The organism is Streptomyces sp. NRRL B-24085 (assembly GCF_001282115.1).
Lineage (GTDB): Bacteria > Actinomycetota > Actinomycetes > Streptomycetales > Streptomycetaceae > Streptomyces.
The window spans coordinates 23,156-42,115 of sequence record NZ_LJBR01000360.1 but is presented as its reverse complement, the minus strand read 5'-3'; the positions used below and the strand labels follow the sequence as shown (position 1 = coordinate 42,115).

The window sequence follows — 18,960 nt, the reverse complement described above, 5'->3', positions numbered from 1 at the left end:
CCCCACTACCGCCCTCCCCGAGGACCTGGCCGAACTCATCCTCCAGGCGCGGCAGTCGGAGCAGCAGGGCCACCCGGACGCCCGGGCCTGCTTCGCCCGACTGCGCACGCTCGTCGCCGCCCGCGACTACACCCACCCCGACGACCCCGCCGTCGGCCCGCTGGTCCTGCTGCGCGCGGACCTGCTGGCCGACGAGGCGAGCCAGGCGGGCAACAAGGACGCGTTCGCCGAGGCCGCGGCCCTCCACGAGGAGGCCGCAGCCCTCTACGACGACGCCGCCGAGCCCGGTCTCGCCGCGGTCGCCCGCGCCTGCGCCCTGTTCGCCACCGCCCAGATCCCCGGGGAGGAGGCCGACGAGGCCCGGGCGGCCACGCTGACCGCCGCCCACGCGTCCCTCGTCCGCCTGCACGAGGAGACCACCGGCCTCGCCCCCTACCAGGAGGCCCGCCTCCTGCGGCTGCGGGCGACCGCGCTCGGACTGCGCCTCCAGACCACGGGAAGCAAGGAGCACGTGGCGCCGGTCTTCGCCGAGGCGGACCTGCTGCACGCCTTCGCCACCCGGCACGACCTCGACGGGCAGATCTCCGGGGCCCTGCTGCTGCGGGCCAGCACGCACGCCATCTCCGGCGACCTGCCCGCCGCGGTCACCGAGATCGACGCCCTCCTCGACCGGCTGAAGGCGCAGGGCCCCGCCTGGCACCTGCCCCGCACCCTCGGACTGCGCGCCCGGCTCCAGCTCGCCCTCCAGGACCCGCAGGCCGCGCACACCGACCTCACCGAAGCCCTGCGCCGGGCCGCCGAATGGCCCGCCGACACGGTCGACCTCACCCGCCTCCACGGCGATCTCGCCGAGGCCAGCATGCATCTGGGCCGCCCCGACGAGGCCCTGCGGCACCTGACGCGTTCGGCGGAGGCCGGCCTCCGTGACGGCAACCGCATCGACGCGTTCTGCACCTACAGCAACGCCGCCCAGCTCAGCCTCGACCTGGGCCGCGTCGAGGACTGCATCGCCCTGCTGGACTCCCTGCTGACCGAACCGGACGTCGCCGCCGGGGAGCTGGACGACCGGCTCGCCGCCCAGCTCCGCCTGACCCGCGCCCGCGCCCTGCGCGCGGGGGAGGACACCAAGGCCGCCACGGCCGAGTTCGTCGCGCTCGCCGCCGAGTCGGCGGGCTGGGACGACGACCCCGGCAGCCACGCCATGATCGCCGCCGAGACGGCCGTACTCCTCGGCGAGTCCGGTGAGTTCGGCTCCGCCCGCGAGGCCGCGGACCAGGCGATCGCCGCCCACGCCAAGGCCCCGCGCTACGAACTGCTCAGCAACTGCCTGCGCGAACTGGGCCGGCTCCAGGCGCAGCAGCGGGGTGCCGAGGGCCTGGCCGACGCCCTCGCCTACCTCGCCGACGCCCGCCGGATCGCCGACGAGGCCCGCGCCGCCGGGTACGAGGCGGCCGGCCGGTCCCTGGACTCCGCCCTGGCCTACGAGCACGGGCGGGTCAACGCCTACGCCGGCGCGTACGAGGACGCGCTGGCCGCCCTGGAGAAGGCCCTGGCCCTGCTCGGCGAACCGGGACCGGGGGACGACCGGGCCGGCGAGTGGGCCGAGTGCGTCCGCCTCGCGGGCGCCGTGGAGGGCATCTACCTGGAACGCCCCGCCCCCGCCCTCACCCGCCTCGACGCGGCGATCGCCCTCCTGACCGCCGTCGGCCACACCGAGGAGACCGAGTCGCTGACCTCCCTGGCGGCCCGGCTGCGCGACGAGGAGTGACACGGCGGCCGGCCCGCGGGCACGGGTTCCCGTTCCGTGGGCCGAGCCCGGTGTCATAACCTCGGGAGGCAGACATCGGTGGCCCGGTGCGTCCGTCCACGCTGAGGAGGCGATGGTGCTCGGAAAGGGCACGTGGTTGATCGTGGGGGCCATGATCGTGGCCTGGATGGTGCTCTCCGGTCCCAGTGCCCCGAGCGGCGCCCTCGACGCAGGATCGCTGCCCCCCGAACCGGTCCAGGACGTGGTGCCGAACCGGGTCATGACGTGGAACCTCTGCAACCCCTGCGAGACGGGCAACGACGACCGGGCCGCCGAGATCGCCCGCTTCGCGCCCCAGGTCGTCGGCGTGCAGGAGGCGTGCGTGGGCGACGTCGAGAAGATCCGCGACTACCTGGAGAACCTCCACGGGCTCGTCTACCACGTCGAGTACGGGGCGGTTCTGAAGAGCTGGGGCCGGTGCGGGGGAGCGCCCTGGAACCCGGGCGGCTACGGCGAGGCCATCCTCTCCGTGGCCCCGATCAGCGACGTCGTCACCGAGGAGTACCCCGACGGCGGCTCCGAGGACCGCGGATACATGGCGGTCACCACCACGGTGGGCGGCCGGCCGGTCCGCGTCTTCAACACCCACCTCGCCGAACGGCGCCAGGAGCCGGTCCGGGCGGAACAGGCCGGGGTGCTCGCCAAGGAGGTCGCCCGGCACGACCGCACCATCGTCATCGGCGACTTCAACGCCGTGCCGGACGCCTACGAACTCACCCCCCTGTGGAAACTCGCCACGGACGCCGACCCCGGGTGCCGACCCGGCGGCGACGGCTCCTGCGAACCGACCACCGACTGGCAGAGCAAGTTCGACTACGTCTTCCTGCGCGGCTACGCCCCCGTCCGGCACCGGGTCGACCCGAACCCGGTGTCGGACCACCATGTCCTGTACGCCGACGTGAACCCGGCGTAGGGGGCGACCGGACCCGGCCTAGAAGAACCCGAGCTTCTTCGGCGAGTACGAGACGAGCAGGTTCTTCGTCTGCTGGTAGTGCTCCAGCATCATCTTGTGCGTCTCCCGCCCGATCCCCGACTGCTTGTACCCGCCGAACGCGGCGTGCGCCGGGTACGCGTGGTAGCAGTTCGTCCAGACGCGGCCCGCCTGGATCGCCCGTCCCGCCCGGTACGCGGTGTTCATGTCCCGGGTCCACACGCCCGCCCCGAGGCCGTACAGCGTGTCGTTGGCGATCTTCAGGGCGTCGTCGAAGTCGTCGAAGGACGTCACCGAGACGACCGGGCCGAAGATCTCCTCCTGGAAGATCCGCATGCGGTTGTCGCCCTCGAAGATCGTCGGCTGGACGTAGTAGCCGCCCTTCAACTCGCCGTCGTACTCGATGCGTTCACCTCCGGTGAGGACCTTCGCGCCCTCCTGCCGGCCGACGTCCAGATAGGAGAGGATCTTCTCCAGCTGGTCGTTGGACGCCTGGGCGCCGATCATCGTGTCGGTGTCGAGGGGGTGGCCCGGCCTGATGAGCTCGGTGCGGGCGACGGCCGCCTGGAGGAACTCGGCGTAGTTGCCGCGCTGGATCAGCGCCCGGGACGGACACGTGCAGACCTCGCCCTGGTTCAGGGCGAACATCGTGAACCCTTCGAGGGCCTTGTCCCGGAAGTCGTCGTCCCGGGCCCAGACGTCGTCGAAGAAGATGTTCGGCGACTTGCCGCCGAGTTCGAGGGTGACCGGCTTGATGTTCTCCGAGGCGTACTGCATGATCAGCCGCCCCGTGGTGGTCTCGCCGGTGAACGCCACCTTCGCCACCCGCGGACTCGACGCGAGCGGCTTGCCCGCCTCCACCCCGAAGCCGTTGACGATGTTCACCACGCCCGGCGGCAGCAGGTCCGCGATCAGGCTCATCCAGTAGTGGATGGACGCCGGGGTCTGCTCGGCCGGCTTGATGACGACCGCGTTGCCCGCCGCGAGGGCCGGGGCCAGCTTCCACACCGCCATCAGGATCGGGAAGTTCCACGGGATGATCTGTGCGACCACGCCGAGCGGCTCATGGAAGTGGTACGCCACCGTGTCGTCGTCGAGCTCGCCGAGCGAACCCTCCTGCGCGCGGACGGCTCCCGCGAAGTACCGGAAGTGGTCGATGGCGAGGGGGATGTCGGCCGCCAGCGTCTCGCGCACCGGCTTGCCGTTCTCCCAGCTCTCCGCCACGGCGAGCTTCTCCAGGTTCGCCTCCATGCGGTCGGCGATCCTGAGGAGGATGTCGGAGCGTTCGGTCACCGAGGTCCGGCCCCAGGCGGGCGCGGCGGCGTGCGCGGCGTCCAGCGCCCGTTCGACGTCCTCGGCGGTGCCCCGCGCGACCTCGGTGAAGGACTGGCCGTTCACCGGGGACGGGTTCTCGAAGTACTGCCCGCGCGCGGGAGGCACGTACTCGCCACCGATGAAGTGGTCGTAGCGCGCCTGGTAGGAGACGATCGCGCCCTCGGTGCCGGGTGCCGCGTAACGGGTCATACTGGCCAGCCTCCTTCAGCAGCGCCGCCCGCCGTTGGGCGGCTCTGCGCGTGAGGCTAGGAGCGCGGACGTTGCAACCACGTTGCCGTCGGCGCGGCCAGCTCCGACTCCAGCGCGGCCAGCCGGGCCCGCACACTCGGCGTGGGCCGTACCGCCGCGAGCGCCCGCCACACCTCGACGTCGTCCTCGCCCCACGGCGCGTGTGCCCAGTCCGCCAGCAGGTCGGGGTCCCGGCGGGCGACCAGCGCCGTGCGCAGCCCGTCGGCGACCCGGCGCCTGAGCCGTACCACCGCCGGGGCCTGCGAGGCCGGCAGCAGCGGGCCGCCGTACCCGCGCGCCGCCGCCGTCACCGCCCCGCTCTCCAGCCGCCGCTCCACGACCGCCACGTCCGACTCCACCGGCACGGTCAGCCGGTACGGCCGTGAGGCCAGCAGCCCGGGCCCCAGGACCCTGCGCAGCCTGGCCAGTTCGGCCCGCAGCGTCACCGGCGTCACCGACTCGTCCTCGTACAGCGCGCACAGCAGCTCGTCCCCGGTCAGGCCCTCCGGGTGCCGGGACAGCAGCACCAGGATCTCGCTGTGCCTGCGGCTGAGCCTGATCCTGCGGCCGCCCGCGGCCAGCAGCGCCTCGTCCCGGCCCAGCGCGCTCAGCTCGGGCCGGTCCGTGGCCGGCTGCTGCGGCAGGAGCAGCGCGAGCTGGGACTCGGCGGCCCGCGCGACCGCCTGGACGAAGCCCAGGCTGTGCGGATGGGCGAGCCCGTCCCCGCCGGTGATGTCCACGGCCCCGAGCACCCGCCCGGTCCGCGGATCGTGCACCGGCGCCGCCGCGCAGGTCCACGGCTGCACCCGGCGGATGAAGTGCTCCGCGGCGAACACCTGCACCGGCCGGTCCACCGCGACCGCCGTACCCGGCGCGTTCGTCCCCACCGCGGTCTCCGCCCACCGCGCGCCCGGCACGAAGTTCATCCACTCCGCCTGCCGGCGGGTGCGCGCGTGACCCTCCACCCACAGCAGCCTGCCGTGCTCGTCGCACACCGCGAGCAGGTGCTCCCCGTCGGAGGCGAAGGTCCCCATCAGCTCACGGAACAGCGGCATGACCCGTGCCAGCGGATGCTCGGCCCGGTACGAACCCAGGTCACCGTCGCTGAGTTCGACGCTCGCCGTCCCGTCGGGCCCGACGCCGGCCCGCGCGGAACGCCGCCACGAGTCGGCCACCACCGGCCGCACCGGCCGCTGCACCGTGCCCGCCTCGGTGAACGTCTCGTGTGCGCGCCGCAGCAGCCGGACCCGCTCGGCGGGGTCGGCGCCCGGCTCCAGGGCCACCCACGGATCGGTCAACTCGGCCTCCCGGAACGCGACGCGGCTGAGGACATCGTCACTCCCGGTACGCGCGCAAACAACCTCTTCGACAGGCGTCACCCGAACGATGGGCGGCTCACACGGCCTGGACCATGCGCAGGTAGCGGTCCCAGTCCCAGAGCGGACCCGGGTCGGTGTGGTCCGTGCCCGGCACCTCGTAGTGGCCGATGATGTGTGCGCGGTCCCTGGGGATGCCGTGTCTCCCGCAGATCCCCGCCGTGAGCTTCGCGGACTCCTGGTAGAGGGCGTCGGTGAAGTAGGCGGGCCGGTCCACCCACCCTTCGTGCTCGATGCCGACGCTGTGGGTGTTGTAGTCCCAGTTCCCGGCGTGCCAGGCGACGTCCGCCTCCCGTACGCACTGCGCGACATGACCGTCGGCCGAACGCACGACGTAGTGGGCGGACACCTTCTTCGCCGGGTTGCGGAAGATGTCCAGGGCGTCGCCGTAGGTGGTCTGGGTGACATGGATGATCACCCGGTCCACCTGGTAGGACCAGGGGCGGTCGGAGGCCGTGAAGTTGGCCGACGTGGCCGGCTGCCACTCGGCGAACGGGTGGTCGACGGGCTGCGGGGCTGCCCCGGCCCGGGTCTCGGGGAGCAGCGCGTACGGTACGGCGGCCAGGACGGCCCCCTTCAGCAGCCGCCGGCGGTCGAGTGGCGGTCTGGCGCGTTCCATGGTCAAGTGCCTTTCGTCTCAGCGGCGTTCGGCCGAGCGGGGTCACCGCGGTCGCACGGAGCCGGTCAGGTGCTCCGGGGTCGCACGGAGCCGGTCGTCCGCTCCGCGGTGAGTCTCGCGCGCCGACGACCGTTACGGGCGGATCTCCGTGACGTGGGTGCGGTTGGTGTCGCGGACGGACCGGGCCTCGCGAAGACCGTTCGTCCGTCCGCGGCAGCGGCGTGCCTCGTGTGCACCACGCTACGGCCGAAGCGGGCCGGGCGGGACGATGCCGGCGTTCCGGTGGACGACGCCGTGCATGTGGACAACTCGCTCACCCGAACGGGTGAGTTGACGGGGGCTCAGGCCCGTTCGCCCACAGCCGCCGGGTCGTCCAGGACGGCCCGCACCACCGAGTGTGCGGCCCCCAGCAGTGGTCCCTCGGAACCCAGGTCGGACACCGAGACCGGGCAGGCAGGACCGGCCGTGCGCCGGGCCAGCTCGTCCCGCAGGGAGGGCAGCAGCCAGGGCGCGAGCCCGGCCAGCGCACCGCCGAGCACCACGGCCTGCGGGTCCAGCAGATTGACCGCCCCGGTCAGCGCGATCCCCAGCGCCTGCCCGGCCTCGCGCAGGGCGCCCCGTACGGCCTCGTCGCCGTCCGCCGCGTGCTGGGCGAGCAGTCCGACCCGGTCCTCGCCCGGCTCCAGGCCGGCCGCCCGCAGCACGGCCTCCTCACCGGCGTACTGCTCCAGGCAGCCGCGTCCGCCGCACGGGCACCCGGGTCCGTCCGGGCGCACCGGGACATGGCCGAGCTCGCCCGCGAAACCGCGGGTGCCGCGCAGCAGTTGCCCGTCCACGACCAGCGCCGCGCCGATGCCGATCTCCGCCGAGACGTGCAGGAAGTCGTGGGGGGTGCCGTCGCCGAGCCAGAGTTCGGCCAGCGCGCCGAAGTTGGCCTCGTTGCCCACGGTCAGCGGCAGGTCCTCGGGCAGCAGGGTGCTCAGGTCCGTGTCGTGCCAGTCGAGGTTCGGGGCGCGGACGACGGTCCGGGCGTCACGCGCGACCAGACCGGGCACGGCCACCGCGAGACCCGCGGGCCACAGACCCTCGCCCTCGGCCTCCGCCACCACCCGGCGCACCAGCGAGGTGAGTTCGGCGATCACCGGTGCGGGGGAGCGGTCCCGGTTCGCGGCGTAGCGCACGGCCCGCGACCGCACCCGGCCGCGCAGATCGACCGCGCAGACCGCGAGGTGGTCGACGCCGATCTCGGCGCCTATGCCGGCGGGCCCGCGTCCGCTGACGGCGAGTGCCGAGCCCGGCCTGCCGACCCGGCCGGGCCGCTCGGGGCCGAGCTCCTCCAGCAGCCCCGAGCGTATGAGTTCGTCGACGAGGGTCGACACGGCGGCCCGGGTCAGGCCGATGCGTGAGGCGACCGCGGCACGCGAGAGCGGTCCCTCGGCACGCACGGCGTGCATCACGCGGGCCAGGTTGCGGCGGCGCATGCCCTGCTGGGTGTCGGGCAGGTCGCGCCCCGGTCCCGCCGGGTGGGCGTCGTGCAGCGGTGCGGTCATGCCTCCCTCACTCCCCAGAGGTCCCCCGCTCCAGCAGCGGCGCCGCGTCGGAGAGTACCCCGGAGATCCTCGCCAGCGTCTCGTCGTCCCGCTCGACGGCCTCCAGCACCGGTCCGGCCGCGGTGTTCCAGCGCCGGGCGACCGCGCCCGGGTCCTCGCCGGTCAGCAGCCCCGCGGCCTGGGCGGCGGCGCCCAGGGCGACCAGTTCCTTGGCCTCGGGTACCTGGACGGGCCGCCCCGAGAGCCGTCGGACGGTCTGCTGCCAGGCGGTGCCCTGGGCGCCGCCGCCGATCAGCAGGAGCGGCGTCGAACGGTCCGCGTCCTCGTCCAGCACCAGGTCCAGCGCCCCGAGCAGCGCCTGTACGGCACCGTCGTAGGCGGCCTGGAGGAGCTGGCCGCCGGTGGTGTCGTGGCGCAGGCCGTGCAGCAGCCCGGAGGCGTTGGGCAGGTTCGGGGTGCGCTCGCCGTCCAGGTAGGGCAGCAGGGTGACGCCGGAGACCGGTTCGACGGCCTCTCGGTCCAGGTTGAGCAGGGCCGCGACCCGGTCGACGGCGAGCGTGCAGTTCAGGGTGCAGGCGAGCGGCAGCCAGTCGCCGTGGGCGTCGGCGAAGCCCGCCACGGTGCCGGTCGGGTCGGCGGGGCGGTGCCTGGACACGGCGTAGACCGTGCCGGAGGTGCCCAGGCTCATCACCGGCGTCCCGGGGCGCAGACCGAGGCCCAGCGCGGCGGCCGCGTTGTCGCCGGTGCCGGTGGCGACCAGGGTGCCCTTGGAGAACGGCAGGTCGTGGCCGTCGCGCACGGTTCCGGCCACCTCACCGGGCCGGACCACGCGGGGGAGCAGGGCGGGATCGAGGCCCACGTGGGCGAGGATCTCGCTGTCGTACGACTCCGTCGCGGACGCCCACCAGCCGGTGCCGGAGGCGTCGCCGCGGTCGGTGGTGCCCTCCCCGGTGAGCCGCTCGGTGAGGTAGTCGTGGGGCAGGCGGACGGCCTTGGTGGCGCGCAGGGCCTCCGGCTCGTGCTCGGCGAGCCAGGCCCACTTCGTCACCGTGAAGGAGGCGCCCGGGACGCTGCCGGTCCGCTCCGCCCAGGCCTTCGGTCCGCCCAGCTCCTCGATGAGACGCAGGGCCTGCGGTGCGGACCGGACGTCGTTCCAGAGCATGGCCGGGCGTACCGGCTCGCCCTGGGCGTCCAGCGTGACCAGGCCGTGCTGCTGGCCGCCGATCGACACCGCGGCTGCCTCGCGAGCGGCGTCCCCGCACTGGCGCAGGGCCTCGGACAGCGCGTCCCACCACTGGCGCGGGTCGCTCTCCCGGCCGGCCCCGGAGGACACGGTGTGCGGCGCCTGGCCGCGCGCGACGACCCGGCCGGTGGCGGCGTCGACCACCAGCGCCTTGGTGGACTGGGTGGACGTGTCCACGCCGACGACGAGCGGACCCTCGGCTGCTGACATCGGGCTCTCCCTTTTTGCGCGGCTCATGATCTTGATGCGGCTGATGTCTCACCCCGAAGACACCTTGTCTCTTCCCGGAGACGTGTGTGCATACTAATTTGTAAACCGCCATGACGAAATAGTCCGGAGCAGCAAGGAGCCGCGTCATGAACTACCAGCCCACCCCCGAGGACAGGTTCACCTTCGGCCTGTGGACCGTCGGCTGGCAGGGAAGGGACCCGTTCGGCGACGCCACCCGACGTGCCCTCGACCCGGTCGAGACGGTGCAGCGCCTGGCCGAGCTCGGCGCCCACGGCGTGACCTTCCACGACGACGACCTGATCCCCTTCGGGTCCTCCGACAGCGAGCGCGAAGGCCACATCAAGCGCTTCCGTGAGGCCCTGGACGCGACCGGCATGAAGGTGCCGATGGCGACCACCAACCTCTTCACGCACCCGGTCTTCAAGGACGGCGGGTTCACCGCCAACGACCGCGACGTGCGCCGCTACGCGCTGCGCAAGGTCATCCGCAACATCGACCTGGCGGTCGAGCTGGGCGCCGAGACCTACGTCGCCTGGGGCGGCCGCGAGGGCGCCGAGTCGGGCGGGGCCAAGGACGTACGGGTCGCCCTGGACCGCATGAAGGAGGCCTTCGACCTCCTCGGCGAGTACGTCACCGAGCAGGGCTACGACCTGAAGTTCGCCATCGAGCCCAAGCCGAACGAGCCGCGCGGCGACATCCTCCTGCCCACCGTCGGCCACGCGCTCGCGTTCATCGAGCGCCTGGAGCGCCCCGAGCTGTACGGCGTGAACCCCGAGGTCGGCCACGAGCAGATGGCCGGGCTGAACTTCCCGCACGGCATCGCGCAGGCCCTGTGGGCGGGCAAGCTCTTCCACATCGACCTCAACGGCCAGTCCGGCATCAAGTACGACCAGGACCTGCGCTTCGGCGCCGGCGACCTGCGGGCCGCCTTCTGGCTCGTCGACCTGCTGGAGAGCGCCGGTTACGCCGGCCCGAGGCACTTCGACTTCAAGCCGCCGCGGACCGAGGACCTCGACGGTGTGTGGGCGTCGGCCGCGGGCTGCATGCGCAACTACCTCATCCTCAAGGAGCGTGCTGCCGCCTTCCGCGCCGACCCGCAGGTCCAGGAGGCGCTGCGCGCGTCGCGTCTGGACGAGCTGGCGCAGCAGACGGCCGCGGACGGCCTCAAGGGGCTGCTCGCGGACCGCAGCGCCTTCGAGGAGTTCGACGTGGAGGCGGCCGCCGCCCGCGGCATGGCCTTCGAGCAGCTCGACCAGCTCGCCATGGACCACCTGCTGGGTGCGCGCGGCTGAGTCCCCCGCGCGGAATGTGCCGGAATCATGCGGTCCACGGCATGAGGCCGTATCAAGGTCCGGGCGGGCCTGGCCCGACGACCGGTTCGAGGCGACCGTGGACGGTATGGCCAAGCCGCCGGTACCGCCCCAGCCGCCCGGACCGCCGGGTGACACCCCGCCCCCGGGCGGGGGCTTCGGACCACCTCCCGACGACTTCGGGCGCAGCGGCCCGCAGGGGTACGGCGGTATGCCGTCGACCCAGCCGATACCGTCCGTCGGCCACGGCCCGGACGGACCCGGCCCCGGCGCCCCACGACGCCGCCGTGGCCCGTTGTTCGCTCTCCTGGCCGTGATCGCGGCGGCGCTGGCCGTCGCCGTCGTGGTGTTCATGGCGTCGGGCGACGACGGCTCGCCGGACGAGAGCCCGACCCCGTCGACCAGTGCGAGCGGTTCTCCCGAGCCGTCGTTCAGTCTGCCCACCCAGCTCCCCAGCGAGTTGCCGAGCGAGCTCCCGTCGCGGTTGCCGAGCGACCTGCCCAGCGAGTTCCCGAGCGATCTGGAGTCGTTGCTTCCGTCCCTGATCGGGTGATCGGGCGAGCGGGCGACCGGGGCGGGTCAGAGTTGGTGCGGCAGCCTGACGTACGTCACCGTCGTCTCCACCCCGCTGTCCACCAGCTTGCCGCCGGCGTCGAACGCCCCGGTTCCGTCCGTCATCCCGAGTCGTTGTCGTTGATCAGGGCCAGCGTGTCGTGATCCACGCGCGCGACACCCTCGATCTTCCCGGGCGTCTACCCCGTGCGTTCGGCCGAAGCGAGTTCCGCCGAGGCCAGGGCCGTCGCCGGGTCCAGCGCGGTCGGCCCCGCGGGCGTCCAGCGTCCGTGCTCCTCCCGGTACGGCCACCATCGGCCGTCCCGCCCCAGGCGCACCTGAGCCGGCGTGCCGACGACCGTCCACCGGTTGCCGTCCGCCGTGAACTCCGGCCGTTCGTCCTCGTCCCAGGCCGCGTCCAGAGCGGCACGCGCGCGTGCGAGCGCACCGCCCGAGGGCTCCCATTCCTCCTCCAGCACGGACAGCGCGTCCGCGCCTCCGAGCCCCCACGCTTCCGTGGCGTCCGCCAGCGACTGCGGAGTGCGCCCCGATCCGGCGGCGAGACGTTCCGTCAGCACCCGTTCGGGCGCGGCGACGGCGAGGCGTACGGCGTCCTGACCGAGAGGCAACTCGGTGATGCAGGCGTGGCCTTCGGACGGTTGCCGGATAGCCTCCGCGAGCAGCCGATGTGCCTCCACGGCGGTCCGGGCGGCCAGGTGGCGGACGGCGACCGGGTCGACTCCCGGCCCCGGTGACGCCTCGGTGTCCAGTGAGGGCGGCAGACCGGGCTCCTCGGGCGGTTCGGCGGGCTCGGGCAGGGGCGGCAGGATGTCACCGGCCGCGTACGCTTCGGCCGCAGCCACTCCTTCCGGCTCGGGAGCCTCCATTGCCGGCACGGCACTGCTGCGGGCCTGGAGGTCGTCCAGGAGGGCCTGCTCGCCCCGGCCGCGCATCAGCAGCAGCACGAAGGGGTCCTGGTCCAGCAGGCGGGCCATCTGGTAGCAGAGTGCCGCCGTGTGTCCGCAGTGGTCCCAGGCGCCGCAGTCGCACTCCGGTTCGAGATCGCCAAGGCCCGGCAGGAGTTCGATGCCCTCGGACGCCGCGTCCTCCACCAGGTGCGGCGGCATCTCGCGGTCCAGCAGCGCCGCGACGTGCCCCGCTCGTTCCACGGCCATGTCGAGGAGGCGGTCCCACTGGCCGTCCGACAGTTCGGCCAGCAGGACGTCGGCGCGGTGCCCGGTGCGGTCCCGGTCCTGCACGACGGCCGTGATGCGCCCGGGACGCACCGACACGGCACCCACCGCCCCCGCGCGTGCGAGGGCACGGCCCGTCTTCACCTGCCCCGAGTCCAGCGCGGTGTCCTCCAGGGCCCGCAGCCAGGCCTGGCCCCACCACGTCCGGGCGAAGCCCCGCCCGTGCGCGGGCGGCAGCGCCGCGAACGTGCGCTCCGTGTCACCCTCGTGCCCCGTCATCGTGCGCCCCCTCGCAGTTCCACCAGATCGGCCAGCTCCGCGTCCGTCAGCTCGGTCAGCGCCGCCTCGCCGGAGCCGAGCACTGCGTCGGCCAACTCCCTCTTGCGGAGCAGCATGTCGGCGATGCGGTCCTCGACCGTGCCCTCGGCGATCAGCCGGTGCACCTGCACCGGGCGCGTCTGGCCGATGCGGTACGCGCGGTCGGTGGCCTGCGCCTCGACGGCCGGGTTCCACCAGCGGTCGTAGTGCACGACGTGCTCGGCGCGGGTGAGGTTCAGACCGGTGCCCGCCGCCTTCAACGACAGCAGGAACACGGGCACTTCACCGTCCTGGAAGCGCCGCACCATCGCCTCGCGCCGGGCGACCGGTGTCCCGCCGTGCAGGAACTGCGACGGCAGACCGCGCGCCGCGAGATGCCGCTCGATCAGCCGGGCCATGCGCACGTACTGCGTGAACACCAGGACGCCCGCCCCTTCGGCGACCATGGTGTCGAGGAGTTCGTCCAGCAGTTCCAGCTTTCCGGAACGGCCGACGATGACCGGCTCCTCCTCCTTCAGGAACTGCGCGGGATGGTTGCAGATCTGCTTGAGCCCGGTCAGCAGCTTCACGATCAGTCCGCGCCGCGCCATGCTGTCCGCCCCCGCGATCTCCTCCAGGGTCTCGCGCACCACGGCCTCGTACAGGCCGGTCTGTTCCGGGGTCAGCGACACGGCACGGTCGGTCTCCGTCTTCGGCGGCAGCTCCGGGGCGATGCCGGGATCCGACTTGCGGCGCCGCAGCAGGAAGGGGCGCACGAGCCGGTTCAGACGCTCCGCGGCGGCCGGGTCCTGACCGCTCTCGACGGCCTGCGCGTACCGGGCGCGGAAGGCGCCGAGCCGTCCCAGCAGCCCCGGAGTCGTCCAGTCGAGGATCGCCCACAGCTCCGACAGGTTGTTCTCCACCGGGGTTCCGGTGAGCGCCACGCGTGCGCGTGCCCCGATCGAGCGCAGCTCCCGCGCGGTCGCCGAGTACGGGTTCTTCACGTGCTGCGCCTCGTCCGCCACGACCATTCCCCACCCGGCCCCGGCGAGCCGGGACGCGTCCAGCCGCATGGTGCCGTAGGTGGTGAGCACGAACTCCCCGTCGGCCAGGCCGTCGAGCTCGCGTCGCGGACCGTGGAAGCGGCGCACCGGCGTACCCGGTGCGAACTTCTCGATCTCGCGCTGCCAGTTGCCCATCAGGGACGTCGGGCACACCACGAGGGTGGGGCCGGCGGTCTCCGGTTCGGTCTGCCGGTGCAGGTGCAGCGCGATCAAGGTGATCGTCTTGCCGAGTCCCATGTCGTCGGCCAGACAGCAGCCGAGGCCCGACGACGTCATACGGGCCAGCCAGTTCAGGCCGCGCCGCTGGTAGTCCCGCAAGGTCGCGGCGAGCGCGGCGGGTTGCGGGACCGGCTCCTGGCCCTCCGGGTCCGCGAGCCGGTCCCGCAAAGCCGTCAGCCACCCGGTGGGCCGCACGTCGACCCGGCTGCCGTCGACCTCGGCGGAGCCCGTCAGAGCGGCTCTCAGGGCGTCCACGGGCGTCACCTTGCGGTCCTGCCGCGCGCGGGCCCGGCGCACCTCCTGCGGGTCGACCAGCACCCACTGGTCCCGCAGTCTCACCACCGGCCGGTCTGCCTCCGCCAGCCTGTCCAGTTCCTCGCGCGTCAGTTGCTGGTCGCCCAGCGCGAACGACCAGTCGAACGCGAGCAGGGCGTCGGCGGACAGGAACGACGGAGTGTCCGACAGGACCCGGTCGTGGCCGTCCGGGGGACCGACCGTCGCGCTCGTCGTGAGCCTTCTGGCCATGCCTTTCGGCCAGTGCACCTCGACGCCCGGCTCGGACAGCGCCCGTGCGCCCGCCGAGAGCAGATCGGTGATCTCCTCGTCGGCGAGTTCGACCGCGTCCGGCACGGCCGCCGAGAGCAGCGGGGCGAGCGGGGGCCACGCGCGTGCCGCCCGTCGGAGCGCCAGCAGTCCGTCCATCCGCGCGTGGGGGCCGAAGGCGGTGGCACCGCCCCATACGTCGGCGGTGTCCGCCACCAGCGTCGGATCGCTCACGCTGTGCATCTGGAGAACGGCCCGGAAAGCCGGCTCCCCACCTCCGTCCAGCCCGTGCGCCTCGATCCGCAAGGAGACGCGGACGCCCGCGTCGTGGCCCGCGGCGACATCGGCCGCCCACGCCCGCTGCTCGGGCATGTGCTGCGGTTCCCGGGCCGCGTAGGCGGGCCCGCCCGTCAATAGGGGCGCCGCGGGGGAACGGGGCAGGGCGTCGGCGACCGCGTCCAGGAAGGCGCGCAGCAACTGTTCGGGATCCGGCAGCCGCAGCGGCTCGGCGCTGCTCGACGGTAGGGCGGTGCTCAGTGGTTCGGCGGTGTTCGACGGGACGGCGGTGCTCTGTGACTCGGTGGTGCTCAACGGGACGGCGTGCGCCTCGGGCGGCATCGCCGCGGCGAGTCTGCGGACCAGCTCGACGTCCGCGGCGCCCAGGGGACCCACGCGCCAGGCGTCGTGGTCGGTGGGGGACAGGCCGGGCAGCAGCAGCCCCCGCGCCACGCATTGCAGGGCCAGCAAGCTCGCGGCACCCCAGAACACCGTCGCCCGGTGCCCGTGCGGGGAGGTACGCGCACGCGTGAGGACCGGCAGGGCGGCACGGACCGGGAGCAGCAGCGCGGGCAGGCTCACCAGCCCGACACCGCCGTCGTCGGGCCGTACGAGCGCCAGGTCCTCGACGGTCCCCGCCGCGACGGCGGGGGGAGGAGCGCCGTCGGGCCGCCAGAAGGCCACCCTGCCGGTCCGGGCCGGGTCGCCGGGCACGAACACGGCGCTACAAGAAGCCAGTTCGGAGATGTCGGACGGTGATGCCGCGGGGTACCTCTGAACAGGGATCGCGGGACTCCTCAAACTTGACTACTTGGTCGGAGTGGTCGAGGGTACCTCACCGCTCGACCCTTGGGGCCGTGTTCCACGTCACATCCGCGCGGAGGGTGTTGTCAGCCCCCCTGCGCGCCCGGTGCTGACCCCCGCACGTACCCGGGGGGTCACCGCATGGTCGCGGCAGGTCACCGGTCCGTACGTTTCCTCAGGTCAGCACGTTTTCCTGAGAGAGCCGGAGTCCGGACATGCCCCTGAGTGCCGCAACCGTCGCACCCCACCCGCGCGGTACCTCCGGATCCCCGCCCGGCGGAAGCGAGTTCGCACCCCTGCTGCGCGCGGTGAAGGGGCAGGGACTCCTGGAGCGCCGCCACGGCTGGTACGCCCGGGCCGTCGCCGTCAACGCGCTCGCCCTCGCCGGACTCGTCACGGCCGTCGCCCTGTCCGGCGACTCCTGGCGGACCCTGCTGCTGGCCCCGCTCCTCTCCGTGTTCTGCGCCCGCACCGCCTTCATAGGGCACGACGCAGGACACGCGCAGATCACCGGCGACAAGGCGACCGGCCGCCTCATCGGCCTCCTCCACGGCAACCTGCTGCTCGGGATGAGCTACTCGTGGTGGAACCACAAGCACAACCGCCACCACGCCAACCCCAACCACATCGACAAGGACCCCGACGTCGCCGCCGACGTCCTCGTCTTCACCGGCGAACAGGCCGCGGGGCGCACCGGCTTCAGGCGCTGGCTCACCCGCCACCAGGCCTGGCTGTTCTTCCCGCTCACCCTCCTCGAAGGGATCGCCCTGAAGATCCAGGGCTTCCGGGACCTGCGCCGACAGGCACCGGCGGAGCGTGCCGTCGAGGGCGCTCTCCTGGTGACCCACATCGCCGCCTACGCCACCCTGCTGCTGACCACCCTGTCCCCCGGGAAGGCGCTCGCCTTCGCCGCGCTCCACCAGGCGCTGTTCGGCCTGCACCTCGGGATGGCCTTCGCCCCGAACCACAAGGGCATGGAGATGCCGGACCCGGACGGCGAGTCCTGGGGCCACCTGCGCCGCCAGGTGCTCACCTCCCGCAACATCCGGGGCGGCCCCCTCACCGACTGGTTCCTCGGCGGCCTCAACTACCAGATCGAACACCACCTGTTCCCCAGCATGCCCCGGCCCCATCTGCGCCTCGCCCAGCCGCTGGTGCGCGCCCGCTGCCGGGAACTGGGTATCCCCTACACGGAGACGGGGCTCGTCGAGTCCTACCGACAGGCACTGAGCCACATGCACGAGGTCGGCGAGCCGTTGCGGGCGAACCACTAGCGGGCCGCGCATCCGGGGCGTCTCGGGGGCGAGGTCTCAGGGATGTCTCAGGGTCGCGGTACGGAACTGCGGGAAGCACGGACCCGTTTCTCTGGACAGAGAGCGGACCCGTCTCTCGGACAGAGAGCGGCAACCGCCGCGAAGGAGGCGACGCACATGTCGAAGAACGCGAAGATCGCCGCGGGGGGAGTGGCGGTCGGACTGCTCCTGCTGATCTGGCTGCCCTGGTGGGCCGCACTCCTGATCGTCGTGGGAGTCCCGGCCGCCGCGTACCTCACCCTGGACCCCTCACAGCGGCGCCGGCTGCGCCGCGTCACCCGCAAGGAACTCGGCCGCTGACGCACCCGCACCGGCCGGGAGACGGCGGCCCCGGACGGTGCGGCACGACGGCTCAGCTGGGACGCACGGCCATCTTGTCGAGCGCTTCCAGCAGCCCGGGCAGCTCCGGGCCCCGGCCCACCGGCAGAACCTCCCCGGGCTCGTCGTCGAGCAGCACGAACGCGATGTCGTCGGTCCTGGCCACCAGTGACCAGCCGGGACCGTCGGCGCGCAGCGTCCGCGCATCGCCCGACGCGAAGGACGACCGGACCCGCCCGAGGGGCGGCGGCGAGTCCACGTAGGCGCGGGCCTCCGCGAGGACACGCCGCACACCGCTATGCCCCTTGAAGGCAGACCTCCCGGTCGCGGACTTCCCGGTTGTGCCGGAAGCCGTGGATCCCGCGACGCCGCCGCCGCTTGCGGTACGACCGCCCGAAGCCGCGTCACCCGGACTCCCGTCCGCCGCCGCACCGTCTTCCCCGGCATCACCGCCCGTGCGCCCAGCCTGCGCGACATCGCCGACCGAGGCACCCAGGGCGGAGGCACCGCGGTCCGGAGCGTCGCCGCCCGAGGCCGCGCTGTCCGTCGCGCCGTCCGCGGTCGCGCCATCCGCGGTCGGGTCCTTCGCGGCCCCGCCGTTCACCGGCTCGGCACCCGCCGCGGACCCGCCGTCGGGGCTGGAGAAGGCCGTGTCGTCGATCTGTTCCCGCCACATCGCCCACTGGAGCGCGATCTCGTCGGCACCCAGGCGCCGCTGGGCGGATCCCCACGTGGAGGTGTCCGGCGGCGCCAGCAGCGGCCCGTCGGCGATCCCGGGATCGGGGTCGTGCGGAGCCGGCACACCGGGCGCGGCGACGGCGACCGCGAGCGGCCAGCCGGGCAGGGCGGCCACGACCGTGCGCTCGTCCGGCGACAGGTCGTACTCCATGCCGCAGTCCCAGGACGCGATGGCGACGGCGACCAGCGAGACGTCGTCGATGACGACGGTCCACCGGGCGCCGCTCCCGTCCTGGCCGAGCACCAGGCCGTACCCGTCCGCCAGCGGGGCCAGACCGAGCGCCGCGCAGGCCTCCGGATAGTCGTCGCCCAGCACGCTCGGGAACTTCGCCGGCGTCAGCAGCACCGCCGTCAGCACATAGAGCGCGTCGTCCGCGGCGGCGACGGCGTCCTCGTCCGTCCCGGCCATCCCAGCCTCCCCATCGGTTCGTCCAACGGCGCGCACCCTAGTGTGCGAGGAAGGCGCTTGTCACGACCTCCAAGAACACCCGGAGCTGCAGTTTTCCGGCTGGACGGGGCGAATCGACCATCCCTTGCCGGCCGCTCAGGCCGCCGGCAGTCCGAGGAGCGCCCGTGCCACCGTACGCGGGGACTCGTCGCGCTCCCGCGCGAGGGCGATCACGGCCCGGCACGCGAGTTCGTTCACCCCGAACGACAGCGCCTCCGGCGAGACCCACGCCGAGGCCTCGTCGATCCGGTCCTGGTCGTCCTCCGCGCAGGCCGAGACGTACGCGGCGGCGGCCTCGAACAGGTTGTGCGTGCGGGTCTCCCGGCCGCCGGTGGGCGGCTCGGTGCGCAACGAATCGACGATCCTGGTACCGGACCTGCGGATCCTGTCCCACATGCCGACCACCTTCCCGCAGCGTGATGTGATCCTGTCGCACGTTCGCCTTCCGCTCCTCAACGTAAGGTCGCGGCGCCGGCGGCAGAAGAGGGCCGGAGCGTCACCGTACGGTCGAGGTCGGCGCGAAGGCCGCCGTCCGGCCGCGTTCAGAAGGGCCGGAAAACGGTCA

General features: G+C 73.3%; 14 protein-coding genes and 2 pseudogenes. 6 read left to right on the top strand and 10 right to left on the bottom strand.

Annotated features, from left to right (window positions below):
- Both AOJ26_RS32620 and AOJ26_RS32615 read left to right on the top strand, forming a co-directional pair.
- Positions 1 to 1,768, top strand: a pseudogene (locus AOJ26_RS32620) (hypothetical protein); the annotation flags it as partial.
- A 112-nt stretch (positions 1,769 to 1,880) separates the two neighbouring features.
- Complete coding sequence (locus tag AOJ26_RS32615) at positions 1,881 to 2,720, top strand: endonuclease/exonuclease/phosphatase family protein (protein WP_053851975.1); 840 nt, start codon at positions 1,881 to 1,883, stop codon at positions 2,718 to 2,720.
- An 18-nt stretch (positions 2,721 to 2,738) separates the two neighbouring features.
- Here AOJ26_RS32615 and AOJ26_RS32610 read toward each other — a convergent pair whose 3' ends face one another.
- The 5 genes from AOJ26_RS32610 to xylB form a co-directional block, all read right to left on the bottom strand.
- Complete coding sequence (locus tag AOJ26_RS32610; RefSeq protein WP_053851974.1) at positions 2,739 to 4,262, bottom strand: aldehyde dehydrogenase family protein; 1,524 nt, start codon at positions 4,260 to 4,262, stop codon at positions 2,739 to 2,741.
- 56 nt (positions 4,263 to 4,318) lie between these two features.
- Entirely contained in the window at positions 4,319 to 5,599 is a 1,281-nt protein-coding gene (locus AOJ26_RS32605; protein ID WP_053851973.1) for a GAF domain-containing protein, read from the bottom strand.
- 97 nt (positions 5,600 to 5,696) lie between these two features.
- The gene (locus AOJ26_RS32600; RefSeq protein ID WP_179200389.1) at positions 5,697 to 6,296 is read right to left on the bottom strand and encodes an N-acetylmuramoyl-L-alanine amidase; all 600 of its coding nucleotides are present in this window, start codon (positions 6,294 to 6,296) and stop codon (positions 5,697 to 5,699) included.
- Positions 6,297 to 6,637: 341 nt separating this feature from the next.
- Entirely contained in the window at positions 6,638 to 7,846 is a 1,209-nt protein-coding gene (locus tag AOJ26_RS32595; protein ID WP_053851971.1) for an ROK family transcriptional regulator, read from the bottom strand.
- A 7-nt stretch (positions 7,847 to 7,853) separates the two neighbouring features.
- Entirely contained in the window at positions 7,854 to 9,299 is a 1,446-nt protein-coding gene (gene xylB / locus AOJ26_RS32590; protein WP_053851970.1) for a xylulokinase, read from the bottom strand.
- A gap of 146 nt (positions 9,300 to 9,445) precedes the next feature.
- Between xylB and xylA the strand changes: the two genes are divergently transcribed.
- Both xylA and AOJ26_RS44645 read left to right on the top strand, forming a co-directional pair.
- Positions 9,446 to 10,612, top strand: a complete 1,167-nt coding sequence (gene xylA, locus AOJ26_RS32585; RefSeq protein ID WP_053851969.1) for a xylose isomerase — start codon at positions 9,446 to 9,448, stop codon at positions 10,610 to 10,612.
- A 106-nt stretch (positions 10,613 to 10,718) separates the two neighbouring features.
- The gene (locus AOJ26_RS44645; protein ID WP_234358730.1) at positions 10,719 to 11,183 is read left to right on the top strand and encodes a hypothetical protein; all 465 of its coding nucleotides are present in this window, start codon (positions 10,719 to 10,721) and stop codon (positions 11,181 to 11,183) included.
- A 26-nt stretch (positions 11,184 to 11,209) separates the two neighbouring features.
- Here AOJ26_RS44645 and AOJ26_RS43105 read toward each other — a convergent pair.
- The 3 genes and pseudogenes from AOJ26_RS43105 to AOJ26_RS32570 form a co-directional block, all read right to left on the bottom strand.
- Positions 11,210 to 11,379, bottom strand: a pseudogene (locus AOJ26_RS43105) (esterase-like activity of phytase family protein); the annotation flags it as partial.
- 3 nt (positions 11,380 to 11,382) lie between these two features.
- Entirely contained in the window at positions 11,383 to 12,654 is a 1,272-nt protein-coding gene (locus AOJ26_RS32575; protein ID WP_053851968.1) for an SWF or SNF family helicase, read from the bottom strand.
- A complete protein-coding gene (locus tag AOJ26_RS32570; RefSeq protein WP_234358729.1) occupies positions 12,651 to 15,494 on the bottom strand; it encodes a DEAD/DEAH box helicase in 2,844 nt (947 codons plus the stop codon). The genes AOJ26_RS32575 and AOJ26_RS32570 overlap by 4 nt, the downstream gene beginning before the upstream one ends.
- 299 nt (positions 15,495 to 15,793) lie before the next feature.
- On the opposite strand from AOJ26_RS32570, the gene AOJ26_RS32565 reads away from it, so the two are divergent.
- Together AOJ26_RS32565 and AOJ26_RS32560 are read left to right on the top strand one after the other, a co-directional pair.
- Positions 15,794 to 16,852 (top strand): acyl-CoA desaturase, encoded by a 1,059-nt coding sequence (locus tag AOJ26_RS32565; protein ID WP_053851966.1) that lies wholly within the window; start codon positions 15,794 to 15,796, stop codon positions 16,850 to 16,852.
- Between the two features lie 156 nt (positions 16,853 to 17,008).
- Entirely contained in the window at positions 17,009 to 17,191 is a 183-nt protein-coding gene (locus tag AOJ26_RS32560) for a hypothetical protein (RefSeq protein ID WP_053851965.1), read from the top strand.
- Between the two features lie 52 nt (positions 17,192 to 17,243).
- On the opposite strand, the gene AOJ26_RS32555 is transcribed toward AOJ26_RS32560, so the two are convergent.
- Together AOJ26_RS32555 and AOJ26_RS32550 are read right to left on the bottom strand one after the other, a co-directional pair.
- Positions 17,244 to 18,356: a hypothetical protein gene (locus AOJ26_RS32555; RefSeq protein WP_053851964.1), complete on the bottom strand. Its 1,113-nt coding sequence runs from the start codon at positions 18,354 to 18,356 to the stop codon at positions 17,244 to 17,246.
- A 135-nt stretch (positions 18,357 to 18,491) separates the two neighbouring features.
- A complete protein-coding gene (locus AOJ26_RS32550) occupies positions 18,492 to 18,791 on the bottom strand; it encodes a hypothetical protein (protein ID WP_053851963.1) in 300 nt (99 codons plus the stop codon).
- Positions 18,792 to 18,960 lie beyond the last annotated feature (169 nt).